The sequence below is a fragment of the Variovorax sp. P4_B11 genome (genome assembly GCF_056402355.1).
The window spans coordinates 19,199-31,860 of the sequence record NZ_JBFUHO010000052.1 but is presented as its reverse complement, the minus strand read 5'-3'; the positions used below and the strand labels follow the sequence as shown (position 1 = coordinate 31,860).

The 12,662-nt window shown below is 68.8% G+C and carries 9 protein-coding genes; 8 read left to right on the top strand and 1 reads right to left on the bottom strand.

Features of this window, described 5'->3' with window-relative positions; all coding sequences use genetic code 11:
* Nucleotide 1 precedes the first annotated feature (1 nt).
* The 8 genes from AC1DYD_RS31615 to AC1DYD_RS31580 all read left to right on the top strand — a co-directional run bounded on the left by AC1DYD_RS31615 (nucleotide 2) and on the right by AC1DYD_RS31580 (nucleotide 11,346).
* Nucleotides 2-946: a branched-chain amino acid ABC transporter permease gene (locus AC1DYD_RS31615; RefSeq protein ID WP_478176698.1), complete on the top strand. Its 945-nt coding sequence runs from the start codon at nucleotides 2-4 to the stop codon at nucleotides 944-946.
* Nucleotides 943-1,707: an ABC transporter ATP-binding protein gene (locus AC1DYD_RS31610; RefSeq protein WP_478176697.1), complete on the top strand. Its 765-nt coding sequence runs from the start codon at nucleotides 943-945 to the stop codon at nucleotides 1,705-1,707. Before AC1DYD_RS31615 ends, AC1DYD_RS31610 begins: the two co-directional genes overlap by 4 nt.
* Entirely contained in the window at nucleotides 1,700-2,434 is a 735-nt protein-coding gene (locus AC1DYD_RS31605; RefSeq protein ID WP_478176696.1) for an ABC transporter ATP-binding protein, read from the top strand. The genes AC1DYD_RS31610 and AC1DYD_RS31605 overlap by 8 nt, the downstream gene beginning before the upstream one ends.
* Before the next feature lie 31 nt (nucleotides 2,435-2,465).
* The gene (locus tag AC1DYD_RS31600; RefSeq protein ID WP_478176695.1) at nucleotides 2,466-3,218 is read left to right on the top strand and encodes an SDR family NAD(P)-dependent oxidoreductase; all 753 of its coding nucleotides are present in this window, start codon (nucleotides 2,466-2,468) and stop codon (nucleotides 3,216-3,218) included.
* 16 nt (nucleotides 3,219-3,234) lie between these two features.
* The gene (locus AC1DYD_RS31595; RefSeq protein ID WP_478176694.1) at nucleotides 3,235-3,969 is read left to right on the top strand and encodes an SDR family NAD(P)-dependent oxidoreductase; all 735 of its coding nucleotides are present in this window, start codon (nucleotides 3,235-3,237) and stop codon (nucleotides 3,967-3,969) included.
* Nucleotides 3,966-5,696, top strand: a complete 1,731-nt coding sequence (locus tag AC1DYD_RS31590) for an FAD-dependent oxidoreductase (protein WP_478176693.1) — start codon at nucleotides 3,966-3,968, stop codon at nucleotides 5,694-5,696. The genes AC1DYD_RS31595 and AC1DYD_RS31590 overlap by 4 nt, the downstream gene beginning before the upstream one ends.
* The gene (locus AC1DYD_RS31585; RefSeq protein ID WP_478176692.1) at nucleotides 5,693-6,301 is read left to right on the top strand and encodes a glutathione S-transferase; all 609 of its coding nucleotides are present in this window, start codon (nucleotides 5,693-5,695) and stop codon (nucleotides 6,299-6,301) included. The genes AC1DYD_RS31590 and AC1DYD_RS31585 overlap by 4 nt, the downstream gene beginning before the upstream one ends.
* A 209-nt stretch (nucleotides 6,302-6,510) precedes the next feature.
* Nucleotides 6,511-11,346: an NAD-glutamate dehydrogenase gene (locus AC1DYD_RS31580; RefSeq protein ID WP_478176691.1), complete on the top strand. Its 4,836-nt coding sequence runs from the start codon at nucleotides 6,511-6,513 to the stop codon at nucleotides 11,344-11,346.
* Nucleotides 11,347-11,368: 22 nt separating this feature from the next.
* Here the strand turns inward: AC1DYD_RS31580 and AC1DYD_RS31575 are convergent, their stop codons facing one another.
* Nucleotides 11,369-12,562 (bottom strand): M20 family metallopeptidase, encoded by a 1,194-nt coding sequence (locus AC1DYD_RS31575; RefSeq protein WP_478176690.1) that lies wholly within the window; start codon nucleotides 12,560-12,562, stop codon nucleotides 11,369-11,371.
* Nucleotides 12,563-12,662 lie beyond the last annotated feature (100 nt).

Below are 12,662 nucleotides of genomic sequence, written 5' to 3'. Positions count from 1 at the left end.
CATGACCCGCGACCACTGGGCGCTGCTGGCTGCCGCCCTGATCCTCATCGTGCTGCCCTTCACCGTGTCGGGCTACGTGCTGTACGTCGTGAACCTGCTGATGGTCTTCGTGGTGCTGGCGCTCGGCATGCACGTGGTGATCGGCGAGGCGGGGCAGTTCGCCCTGGCGCACGCCGCCTTCTACGGCATCGGCATCTACACCGCGGGGCTCATCAATACGGCCTGGCATCCGCCCTTCATCGTGTCCATCCTGGCGGGCGGCCTGCTGTCGGCGGTCTTGGGCTTCTTCATCGGCTACCTGGCGCTTCGCATGCGCGACATCTACCTGGCCCTGGCGACCTTCGCCTTCGGCGAAGCCATGCAATGGGTCTTCCTGAGCTGGGAAGGCGTCACCGGCGGCTCCAACGGCATGAAGATGCAGCCGGCCGAATTCTTCGGCTACAAGCTGACCAACGACCTGCAGGCCTATCCGTTCGTGATGGTGCTGGCGGCGCTGATGCTGTGGCTGACCGTGGCGCTGGCCCGATCGCAATATGGCTCGGCCCTGCGCGCCGTGCGCGAGAGCGACGTGGCCGCGATGGCCATGGGCATCAACGTCAAGGCGATGAAGCAGAGCGCCTTCGCGATCTCGGCCGCCTTCGCCGGCATCGCGGGCGGCATGTACACCCTGTTCACCTCTTTCATCCATCCCGAAAGCCTGGGCTTCCAGACCACCATCCTGGTGCTGACCATGGTCGTGGTGGGTGGCATGGGGTCGGTGCGCGGCGCGGTGGCCGGCGCGATCGCCTTCGGACTGATCTCCGAGCTGCTGCGCCAGCTGATGTCGGTGCAGGAAATCATTTATGGCCTGATCCTGATGGGCTTCATGATGTTCCGGCCCAAGGGCCTGTTCGCCGACCGCAATCGACGCCTCGCGCGCCAGGCGGTAAAGGGGGGTCAGCCATGAGCGGCCATCCCTTCGTCGAGGTGTCCGGCATCACGGTGCGCTTCGGCGGGCTGGTGGCCGTCAACAGCCTCTCGTTCCAGGTCGAGCGCGGCGCCATCCATGCGCTGATCGGCCCCAATGGTGCGGGCAAGTCGACCACCTTCAATTGCATCTCGCGCTACTACCAGCCCACCGAAGGGCGGATCCGGATCGACGGCGAGGACGTGACCCACTACCCGCCGACCCGCATGGCGGGCATGGGCGTGGCCCGCAGCTTCCAGAATCTCGAGCTCTTCGGCGATCTCAGCGTCTACGAGAACGTGCTGCTGGGATGCCATTCCCACAGCGCCGGCACGCTCGGGCAGCTGTTGCGCCGGCCCAGTGGCGCGATCCGCGACCTGGTCGACAGCCTGATCGAGCGCGTGGGCCTCACGCACGACCGCCAGACGCGCGCCAAGGAGCTCGATTTCGGGCACCAGAAGCTGCTCGAGATCGCCCGGGCACTGGCGTTGAAGCCCAGGCTGCTGCTGCTCGACGAGCCTGCCGCCGGCCTGCGAAACCGCGACATCGAGAACCTCGATCGGCTGCTGACCGAGCTCGCGCAGCGCGACGGCATCACCGTGCTGCTGGTCGAGCACGTGATGCAGCTGGTGATGTCGATCTCCAACCGCATCACCGTGATGTCCTTCGGCCAGAAGATCGCCGAGGGCACGCCGAAGGAAATCAGCGAGGACCCGACCGTGATCGAAGCCTACCTCGGCAAGGGAGCGGCGCATGCCTGAGACCACCCCGACCGAACCCATGCTGGCGCTGCGCGGCATCAGTGCCTCCTACGGGGCCATCCAGGCCCTGTCGAAGGTGTCGTTGAGCGTGCCGCAAGGCGCCATCGTGGCGCTGCTGGGCAGCAACGGCGCCGGCAAGAGCAGCACGCTCAACGCCATCTCCCGCCTGATCCATCCGAGTGCGGGCGAAGTGACATTCGCCGGCTCCGCCATCCACCGGCTGCCTTCCGACGAGATCGTGCGGCGCGGCCTGGTGCAGGTGCCCGAGGGCCGCGAGGTCTTCAAGGAGATGAGCGTGCGCGAGAACCTCGAGCTGGGTGCCTTCCTGCGCGGAAACCGCCGCGAGATGGCCGAAGACCTCGACCGGGTGTTCGCGATGTTTCCGCGCATGAAGGAACGCATCGAGCAGCGCGCCGCGACGCTGTCCGGCGGCGAGCAGCAGATGCTCGCGATCGGCAGGGCGCTGATGTCGCGTCCGCGCATGATCATGTTCGACGAGCCGTCGATGGGCCTTTCTCCCGTGCTGGTCGAGCAGATCTTCGAGTCGATCCAGCGGCTCAACCGCGAACAGGGCCTGACCATCCTGCTGGTCGAGCAGGACGTGCGGCTGGCACTGGCCGTCGCCAGCCACGCCTACATCCTCGAGAACGGCGAGATCACGCTCGAGGGGCCGTCCGCCCAGCTCGCCAGCGATCCCGCGGTACGCAAGGCCTACCTCGGCGTCTGATGCACCGCCTTCCACCTCCAGGAGCAATCGAATGGATCTATTGAAAGACAAGCTGGCGCTCGTGACCGGCGCCGGTGGCGGCCTCGGCTCGGCGATCGCGAACGGCTTCGCCGCGCAGGGCGCGCGCGTCATCGTGGCCGACATCGACCTCGGGCGCGCCGAGGCCACCGCCGCGTCGATCGTCCGGACCGGCGGGCAGGCCTGGAGCGTCGCCATCGACGTCACGGACCGCGCCGCGGTGCAGGCCTGCGCGACGGCGCTGGAAGAACGCTTCGGTCCGATCGACGTGCTGGTCAACAACGCCGGAATCTCGGGCAAGTCGCGCATCGACGATCCGCAGGCCACGGAGGTCTGGGACCGGCTGATCGAGGTCAACCTGCGGGGGCTCTTCAATGTCACGCACGCCTTCGTCCCCGCCCTGAAGAAGACCCGCGGATGCATCGTCAACCTGTCTTCGATCGTCGCCTTCGTCAGCGGCATCTCGTCGGCGGGCTACGTGGCATCGAAGGGAGCGGTGCGCTCGCTGACCCAGGTGCTGGCACGCGAGCTGGCACCGTTCGGCGTCCGCGCCAACGCCGTGGCACCGGGCCTGATGCTGACCGAGATGGTGGCGCCGCAGCTGGCCGTCCCGGGCGGCACCGACTGGTACATGAAGCGGGTGCCGATGGCGCGCGGCGGCGAGGTCGACGAGATCGTCGGCCCGGTCGTCTTCCTCTGTTCGCCGATGGCCAGCTACGTCAATGGCGTGGTGCTGCCGGTCGACGGCGGCTTTCTTTCCGCATGACACAGGACCCTTCCCCATGAACAGCAAGAAACCGATTGCCCTGGTCACCGGCGGTGCCGGCGGCATGGGCCTGGCCACCGTCGAGCGCCTGGCGCGCGATGGCTTCTCCGTGGTGATGGTCGATCGCGACGAAGCGCTCGCGCAGCGCGAGACCGAGCGCCTGGCAGGCCTCGGCCTCGATGTGCAGTGCCGCGTGCTCGACCTCACCGACGAGGACGCCGTGCGCGGCCTGGTGCGTTTGCTTCCGCCCGTGCAGGCGCTGGTCAACAACGCGGGCATCTTCGACGAGCGCAAGTTCCTCGAGGTCAGCAATGCGGATTTCCGGCGCGCCTACGAGGTCAACCTGATCGCCGTCGCCACGCTGACGCAGGAGGTGGCGAAGACGATGCCCGATGGCGGGCGCATCGTGAACATCGCCTCGCGCGCCTACCTCGGTGCCAGGAACCATCCGCACTATGTCGCCTCGAAGGCCGCGGTCGTGGGCTACACCCGCGCCAGCGCCATGGAGCTGGCGCCGCGCGGCATCCTCGTCAATGCCATTGCCCCGGGGCTGATCGACACGCCGATCCTGCGCGCGCTCACGCCCGAGCGGCTGCAGGCCCAGCTGGCCTTGCAGCCCACGGGCAAGGCCGGGCGGCCCGAGGACATCGCGCAGGCGGTGTCCTTCCTCGTGTCGCCGCAGACAGGCTTCATCACCGGCCAGGTGCTCTTCGTCGACGGCGGCAAGTCCCTGGGCGGATCCGGCGCATGAACGCGCAAAGGTGGGACGCCGAATACGACGTCGTCGTGATCGGCGCGGGGACCGGTGGCATGGCGGCGGCCCTGACTGCCAGCATCGAGGGCCAGAGCGTGCTCATCGCCGAGAAGACGGACCGCGTCGGCGGATCGACCGCGGTGTCGGGCGGCGCGGTATGGGCGCCGCTCAATGCACAAGCCGCGATGCTCGGCCATCCGGACAGCTTCGACAAGGCCTGGACCTACATGCGCAGCACCGTGGGCGACGCTGCGCCGGCCGCGATGCAGCAGGCCTTCCTGCGCAGCTGCGCCGGCATGGTCGATTTCTTCGAGCGCAACACCGAAGTGAAACTCGTGGCGCGCAGCTACTCGCCGGACTACTACCCCGACCGCGAGGGCGCGGCGCTGGGCGGTCGCTCGCTGGATCCCGCGATGTTCGACGGCCGCCTGTTGGGCCGGCACTTCAAGGAACTGCGCGATCCCTTGCCCGAGTTCATGGTGCTCGGCGGCATGATGATCACGATGACGGACGCCAAGCACCTGCTCGCGGTGACGAAGTCGTTCACGGCGTGGCGCGAGGGCGTGAGGCTGGTGCTGCGCTACTTCGGCGACCGGCTGCGCGGATACCACCGCGGCACCCGCCTGGTGCTCGGCAATGCACTCGCCGCGCGGCTCTTCAAGAGCGTCCTGGATCGCGGCATCGACTACTGGCTCGAGGCGCCCTTGCAGCAGCTGCTGCGGGCCGGCGGCCGCGTGACGGGGGTCGCATTGCTGCGCGGCGGACAGACCGTGCGGGTGCGCGCGCGGCGCGGCGTCGTGGTGGCCACGGGCGGATTTCCATGGAGCGAGACCCTGCGCAGCGAGCTGTATCCACAGCCGACCGGGAACTGGTCGATGGCACCGCAAGGCAATCGCGGCGAAGGCATTGCGCTTGCCCGTGACGCCGGCGCGGCCATGGGCAGCGGCCATTCGAACCCGGCCTTCTGGGCGCCGGTGTCGATCCTGCAGCGGCCGGACGGCAGCGTGGTGCGCTACCCGCACCTGGTCTGGGACCGCGCCAAGCCGGGGCTGATGGCGGTCAACCAGGCCGGCGAGCGATTCGTCAACGAGTCGACCTCGTATCACGAGTTCGTGCGCGCCATGTACCGCTCGCACGAGACCGTGCCGTCCTTGCCCGTGTACCTCGTCTGCGACCACGACTTCATGGAAAAGTGGGGCATGGGCCTGGCGCTGCCGGGCGGCCGGCCGCGCGAGCACCTGATCCGCGCCGGCTACCTCCACAAGGCGCCTACGCTCGGCTCGCTCGGCGAATCGCTGGGCATCGACGGCGCGCGCCTGCAGGCGTCCGCCGCGCGCTTCAATGCGCAGGCCGCCAGCGGCAAGGACGAGGACTTCGGCAAGGGCAGCACCGAATACAACCGCTATCTGGGCGACCCCGATCACAAGCCCAACGCCTGCCTGGGGCCGCTGCGGCGCGCGCCGTTCTACGCCATCAAGGTGGTGGCCGGCGACATCGGAACCGCAGCAGGCATCGCATGCAACGAGAATGCCCAGGCGCTCGACGCCGAAGGCCGGCCGATCCCCGGCCTCTACATGGCGGGCAACGACATGCACTCGGTGATGGGCGGCGAGTACCCGGCGCCCGGCATCACGCTGGGCCCGGCATTGACCTTCGGCTGGATCGCCGGGCGGCATCTCGCCAAGGCGCCTGAACACTCAACGACGGAACCCATCGGCTCATGAAGATCTACTTTTCTCCCTTCTCTCCCTACGTTCGCAAGTGCCTGGTGGTGGCGCACGAGCTCGGCCTCGGCGAGCGCGTGCAACTGCTGCCGTCGAACGCGAACCCGGTCCAGCGCGATCAGGAGATCATCCCGAAAAACCCGCTGGGCAAGGTTCCCACCTTCATCACCGACGACGGCGAGGTCCTGTATGACAGCCGGGTGATCTGCGAGTACCTGGACAGCCTGGCCGGCGGCCGCCTCTTCCCCCCCAGCGGTGCGGCGCGCTGGAACGCACTGACCCTGCAGTCTCTGGCGGACGGAATCCTCGATGGCGCGCTGCTGGCGCGCTACGAGGACGTGGCTCGGCCGGAGGCTTTGCGCTGGCCCGAATGGCGTGCCGCGCAATTGGACAAGGCCGAGACATCGCTGGCGCACCTCGACGCCAATCCCGCGCTGCTGGCACCCGGGCGCGTCGACATCGGCACCCTCGCCGTGGCCTGCGCGCTCTGGTACCTCGACCTGCGCTTCGGCGACTTCGATTGGCGCACGCGGCATGCCGCGGTGGCCGAGTGGTTCGCCGAGTTCTCGAAGCGTCCGTCCCTGCAGGCCAGCTGGTCGCTCTGAACGCAGCTCATCGAGCGGCCCGGCGCAGAACGGCCAGCACCCGCGGATCTGGATGTGAAGGCCCCATGGCGGCCGGGCCGCTTCCCGAGAAGGGGTACCGGCGTCCGCTTATCGCGATTGCGACAGATCCGAATGCGCTTGCCTTTTTGAACCAGCGCGTTCACAGTGATTTGAAACCAACCCGATCGAAGGTCGGCAAGGAGACAAGCATGGAGATCGATGCAAGCGAGACCGGGCGCAGGGTCGAACGCGTGGACGAGGTGATCCAACTTATCCGCACCAAGGTCGCGGGCGATCCTGCGGAGTTGCTCTCTGCCTTCGTCCGGCAGTACTTCGGCCAGGTCGACCGTGAAGACCTTGACGAACGCCAGGTGGCGGACCTCTATGGCGCCGCGCTGTCGCATTGGAACTTCGCGCGCAAGCGCGAACCGGGGCGCGCGCGGCTGCGCGTGTACAACCCGACGATCGCGGAGCACGGCTGGCAGTCGACCCACACCCTGATCGAGATCGTCAACGACGACATGCCTTTCCTCGTCGACTCGGTGACGATGGAAGTCAACCGCCATGGACTCACCCTGCACCTGATCATCCATCCGCTCGTGGCCGTGAAGCGTGATGGCGAAGGCATCCTTCAGGGCCTGGCCGCGGATCCTGCGCCGCCCGACGCCTGCCGCGAGTCCTTCATCCACGTCGAGGTGGACCGCGTGGCGGACGCGAGCCGCCTCGAGGCACTGGCTGCCGACCTGACGCGCGTGCTCGGCGATGTGCGGCTGGCGGTGGCCGACTGGGAGAAGATGCAGCAGCGCGTGCTGGCCATCGCGCAGGGCCTCGACGAACGGCCGCCGCCGATCCCGCCGCAGGAACTCGCCGAGGGACTGGCCTTCCTGCGATGGCTGGCCGACGACCACTTCACCTTCCTGGGTCACCGCAGCCACGAACTGGAAACGGTCGAGGGCGAAGACGCGCTGCGGATCGTGCCGGATTCGAGCCTGGGTATCCTGCGTGAGCCGGTCAAGGACGTGACGGCCGCCTTCGCCGCGCTGCCGCCGGAGGTGCGCGCCCACGCACGGCGGCCGGAACTGCTGGTGGTCACCAAGTCGACCTCTCGCTCCACCGTGCACCGGCCTGGCTACCTGGACTACATCGGCGTCAAGCGCTTCGATGCCGATGGCCTGGTCTGCGGCGAGGACCGTTTCCTCGGCCTCTTCACCTCCACGGCCTACAGCGCCAACCCGAGCGAGATTCCGCTGCTGCGGCGAAAGGTGGCCGACGTGGTCGGGCGCGCCGGTTTGGCGAGCGGCAGCCACTCGGGCAAGGCGCTCGACAACATCCTCGAGACCTATCCGCGCGACGAGCTGTTCCAGACCCACGCAGACGACCTGCTGCACACGGCCATGGGCATCCTCCACCTGGGCGAGCGCCAGCGCTTTCGCCTGTTCGTGCGGCGCGACCAGTTCGAGCGCTTCCTCGCCTGCATGATCTACGCGCCGCGCGAGACCTACACGACCGATCTGCGCCACAAGTGGCAATCGATCCTCATGGACGCCTTCAACGGCACCAGTTCCGAGTTCAACGTTCAACTCTCGGAGTCGGTGCTGGCACGTATCCAGTTCGTCGTGCGCACCAAGCCCGGCAGCATCCCGCCCTTCGATGTGCGCGCACTGGAGCAGCGCCTGGCCGCCGCGGCCCGGCGCTGGGACGACGACTTGAAGTCGGCATTGACCGAGGCGACCGGCGAAGCGCGCGGCAGCGAACTGCTGCGCCGGTTCGGTGGTGCATTCCCGGTCGGCTACCGCGACGAGTTCGCGGCGCGGGCCGCGGTGCACGACATCGAACTGATGGAGCGGTTGACCGACGCGCAGCCGCTTGGCATGAATCTTTACCGGCCGCTCGAGGCACCGCCCGGCACCTTGCGTTTCAAGGTGCTGCGGCGCGGCGGGCCGCTCGTCCTGTCGGCCAGCCTGCCGATGCTCGAACACTTGGGGATGAAGGTGCTCGACGAGCACCCGCACCGGCTGGCGCCTGAGGGCGCGGCGCCGATCTGGGTCCATGACTTCGGGTTGCAGAGCGTGCTCGGCGCTGCCGACGCCGACACCGAGGTCGACGCGCTGCGGCCGGTGTTCGAGGAGGCCTTCGCCGCCGTTTCTTCCGGCGCGGTCGAGAACGACGACTTCAATCGCCTGGTGCTCGTAGCGCGGCTGCCGGCGCACGAGATCGTCGTGTTGCGCGCCTACGCGAAGTACATGCGGCAGATCGGATTCGCGCTGTCGCTGTCGTTCATCGAGGGCACGCTCGCGGCGAACGGGCGAATTGCGCGCGCGCTGGTCGAACTGTTCAAGCTGCGCTTCGATCCCGCGCAGCCGGCCGGCGCGGAAGGTGCTGCCGGCGAGAAGGTGCGCGAGATCGAGACCGCGCTCGAGGACGTGGCCAACCTGTCGGAAGACCGGGTGCTGCGGAAATTCCTCGCGCTGATCCTGGCCACCACGCGGACCAACTTCTGGCGCCGGGATGCGGCGGACAAGCGGCGCAGCTTCCTGTCGTTCAAATTCGATTCGGCGAAGGTGCCCGACCTGCCGGCGCCGAAGCCGATGTTCGAGATCTTCGTCTACTCGACGCGCTTCGAAGGCGTGCATCTGCGCGGTGGCCGCGTGGCGCGCGGCGGGCTGCGCTGGTCCGACCGGCTGGAAGACTTCCGCACCGAGGTGCTGGGCCTCGTGAAGGCGCAAATGGTCAAGAACACCGTGATCGTGCCGGTGGGCTCGAAGGGCGGCTTCGTGCTCAAGCTCGCACCCCCGCCGAGCGATCGCGATGCCTATCTGCGCGAAGGCGTGGCATGCTACCAGGACTACCTGCGCGGCCTGCTCGACATCACGGACAACCGCGTCGGCGAGGCGCTCGTGCCGCCGCCCCAGGTCAGGCGCCATGACGGCGACGACCCGTACCTGGTGGTCGCGGCCGACAAGGGAACGGCCACGTTCAGCGACTATGCCAACGGCATCAGCAAGGAATACGGCTTCTGGCTCGGCGACGCGTTCGCCTCCGGCGGCTCGGTGGGCTATGACCACAAGGTCATGGGGATCACGGCGCGCGGCGCCTGGGAATCGGTGAAGCGACATTTCCGCGAGATGGGCATCGACACCCAGACGACCGACTTCACGGTCGCCGGCATCGGCGACATGTCGGGCGACGTGTTCGGCAACGGCATGCTGCTGTCGAGGCACATCCGGCTCGTGGCGGCTTTCGACCACCGTCACATCTTTCTCGATCCGAGCCCCGATGTACCCAAGAGCTTCGCCGAGCGCGAGCGCCTCTTCAAGCTGCCGCGTTCGTCGTGGGCCGACTACGACGCGGCGCTGATCTCCGAGGGCGGCGGGATCCATCCGCGCAGCGCCAAGTCGATCCCGCTCACGCCCCAGGTGAAGCAAGTGCTGGGCCTCGATGCCGATGCGCTCGCGCCGACCGATCTGGTCAACGCCATCCTCAAGGCCCCGGTCGACCTGATCTACAACGGCGGCATCGGCACCTACGTGAAGGCGTCGAGCGAGAGCCACGCGCAGGTGGGCGACCGCGCCAACGACGCCTTGCGCGTGAACGGCAGGGAGCTGCGCTGCAAGGTCTTCGCCGAAGGAGGCAACCTCGGCTGCACGCAACTGGGCCGGATCGAGTTCGCGCTGGCGGGCGGGCGCATCAACACCGACGCGATCGACAATTCGGCCGGGGTGGACACCTCCGATCACGAGGTCAACATCAAGATCCTGGTCGGCCTGCCCATCGCCGAAGGCGAGCTCACCGAGAAGCAGCGCAACGCGCTGTTGCCGGAGATGACCGACGACGTGGCCGCGCTGGTGCTGCGCGACAACGTCTTCCAGACGCAGGTGCTGTCGGTCACCGGGCGCATCGCGCCGCAGTTGCTCGATGCGCAGACCCGCTTCATGCAGTACCTCGAGAAAGCCGGGCGCCTGAACCGCGCGATCGAGTACCTGCCGTCCGACGAAGAGCTGGCCGAGCGGCGGGCCAAGGGCCAGGGACTGACCAGCCCCGAGCGCGCCGTCGTGCTCGCCTACAGCAAGATCTGGCTCTACGACGAACTGCTGGCCTCGCCGCTGCCGGACGACCCCTGGGTCGCGACCGCGCTCGAGCGCTATTTTCCGTCGCTGCTCAAGGACAGGTTCGCGGCCTACATGCCCAAGCATCCGCTGCGGCGCGAGATCATCGCCACCCACGTGACCAACAGCATGATCAACCGCGTCGGCAGCACCTTCGTGCACCGCCTGGTCGAGACCACCGGCGCCCGCGCGTTCGAGATCGTGCGCGCCTACCTGATGAGCCGCGAGATCTTCGGCATGGTGCCGCTGTGGCTGGCCATCGAGGCGCTCGACAACCGCGTCGACGACGCGGTGCAGTCGAACCTGCTCATCGACACCAGCCGGCAGCTGGAACGCGGCACCAAGTGGTTCCTGCGCTCGCGGCGCCTGAAGGAAGACATGGCGGCGACCATCGAGCATTTCACGCCGAACGTCGACGCGCTGTCGGCGCGCCTGACCGAACTGCTGGACGCCGATGAGCGCGCCCGCGTCGATGCGGCGGTCGCTCACTACGTGGCCGGCGGCGTGCCGCGCGAACTGGCCGAGCGTGTCGTCACCTTCGATTCCCTGTACGCCACGCTCGACATCGCGGAAATCGCCGGCACTGCCAGGTGGCCGGTCGCCGTGGCCGCGGCGATCTACTTCGAGCTCGCCAACCGGCTCGGCATGCCGTGGCTGCGCGACCGGATCGCGGCATTGCCGGGCGACCAGCATTGGCAGATGCTCGCCAAGGGCGCGATGCTCGACGACCTGTCGGGCCTGCAGCGCGCAATCACCGGCGCGGTGCTTGCGGGGGGCGGCGAGGCGGAAGCGCCGGCCGCGCTGGTCGAGACGTGGCAGGCCGGCAATGGCCGGGCGATCGAGCGTGCCGCGCAACTGATGGGGGAACTGCGTGCCGTGGCAGTGCCGGACGCGGCGATGCTGTCGGTCGCGCTGCGGGAGTTGCGGGCCTTGGCCTAGGACTTGTCGGGCCGGCGCCGGGCTAGCCGCACTGCAATCGATACAGCGCGTCGCGATAGATCCGGTAGACCGGCTCGATGCTGTCGAGCGCGATGCGCTCGTTGGCCGCGTGGATGTTCTCGCCGCGCAGGCCGAAGCCGCAGAGCGCCGGCACGCCCAGGCCATGGAGGTAGTTGCCGATGTTCGACGGCCCGGCCACCGTGGTCGGCAGTTCGGCGCCCAGCTCGGCGCGGCTCGCCGCGCGCAAGGCCGCGACCATCGGGTTCGTGTCGGGCACGCGGTAGGCCGGCCAGCCGGCGGCCCATTCGATCTCGGTCGCCGCCGTGCCGGCGCAGGCCGCGTCCTGCCGATCGACCGTGCGCTGCACCAGCTGGCGCGCCTGGGTGTCGGCGAAGCCGGGCGTGAGCCGCAGGTCCACCCGCAGTTCGCAGCGGTCGGGCACCTGGCCGTAGCCGCCGTCCCCGGCCTGGATGCCGGTCAGCGTCAACTGGGGCGCGAGGCCGAATGCCGGGGCGGCCCGGGGCAACGGGACGGCCTCCAGTGCCCGCGCCAGCGCCGTGGCCCGAGTGATGGCATTGAGGCCGCGCCGGCGCGTGGCGCCGGAATGGGCGGCGACGCCGTGCACCGTGAGGCGCGCGCGCAGGAAGCCGCGGCCGCCGGTGACGATCCGCTCCATGCCCGGGTAGCCGATGATGACGCCGTCGGGCCTCGGTTCGGGCCCGCCGGGCGGCGGGTGGTCGAAGAAGGCCCGCGCGCCGCCGAAGCGTCCGGAATGCTCGTCGAGGTCGAACAGCACGCCGATCCGGCCGGCGAAGCGGTCCCGCGCGTGGCTGAAGTCCTGCAGCAGGTGGGCGAACAGGGCCGCGCCGCCCTTGGAGTCGGCGCTGCCGCGTCCGTGGAGCCAGCCGTCCTCGATCCTCGGTTCGGTCGGCGGGCCTTTCCAGGTCGCGGCGTCGCCGAAGCCCGCGGTGTCGAGCGTGGCGTCGAGCACGGTCCATGGGCCGCCCGGCCGGGCGCCGACCACCTCCGCATAGAGGCCGAGCGCCTCGCCATCGGCATCGCACAGCCGGCGGAAGGCCAGGCCGCGGGCGTCGAGCCAGTCTTGCATGCAGCGCATCACCGGTGCGGGTGCATCGATGCCGGCGCGGCTTGGCGTGCGCACCAGCGACTGGAGCAGCGCGACGATCGAGTCGAAGGGAACGGCGGGGCCTGGCATGCGCGGCCAGGGTGTGAGCTCGGATCGCATGGCGGCAAGGTACCACGGTGGGTTCCCGGGGCGTAGCGCGGATGGCCGGGCGGGAAATGCCGCGTTGAGA

Bases quoted from the DNA above. Each gene is read 5' to 3' on its own strand.
- AC1DYD_RS31580 (WP_478176691.1), top strand. From the start codon at position 6,511: ATGGAGATCGATGCAAGCGAGACCGGGCGCAGGGTCGAACGCGTGGAC.
- AC1DYD_RS31595 (WP_478176694.1), top strand. From the start codon at position 3,235: ATGAACAGCAAGAAACCGATTGCCCTGGTCACCGGCGGTGCCGGCGGC.
- AC1DYD_RS31585 (WP_478176692.1), top strand. From the start codon at position 5,693: ATGAAGATCTACTTTTCTCCCTTCTCTCCCTACGTTCGCAAGTGCCTG.
- AC1DYD_RS31605 (WP_478176696.1), top strand. From the start codon at position 1,700: ATGCCTGAGACCACCCCGACCGAACCCATGCTGGCGCTGCGCGGCATC.
- AC1DYD_RS31590 (WP_478176693.1), top strand. From the start codon at position 3,966: ATGAACGCGCAAAGGTGGGACGCCGAATACGACGTCGTCGTGATCGGC.
- AC1DYD_RS31610 (WP_478176697.1), top strand. From the start codon at position 943: ATGAGCGGCCATCCCTTCGTCGAGGTGTCCGGCATCACGGTGCGCTTC.
- AC1DYD_RS31575 (WP_478176690.1), bottom strand. From the start codon at position 12,562: ATGCCAGGCCCCGCCGTTCCCTTCGACTCGATCGTCGCGCTGCTCCAG.
- AC1DYD_RS31615 (WP_478176698.1), top strand. From the start codon at position 2: ATGACCCGCGACCACTGGGCGCTGCTGGCTGCCGCCCTGATCCTCATC.
- AC1DYD_RS31600 (WP_478176695.1), top strand. From the start codon at position 2,466: ATGGATCTATTGAAAGACAAGCTGGCGCTCGTGACCGGCGCCGGTGGC.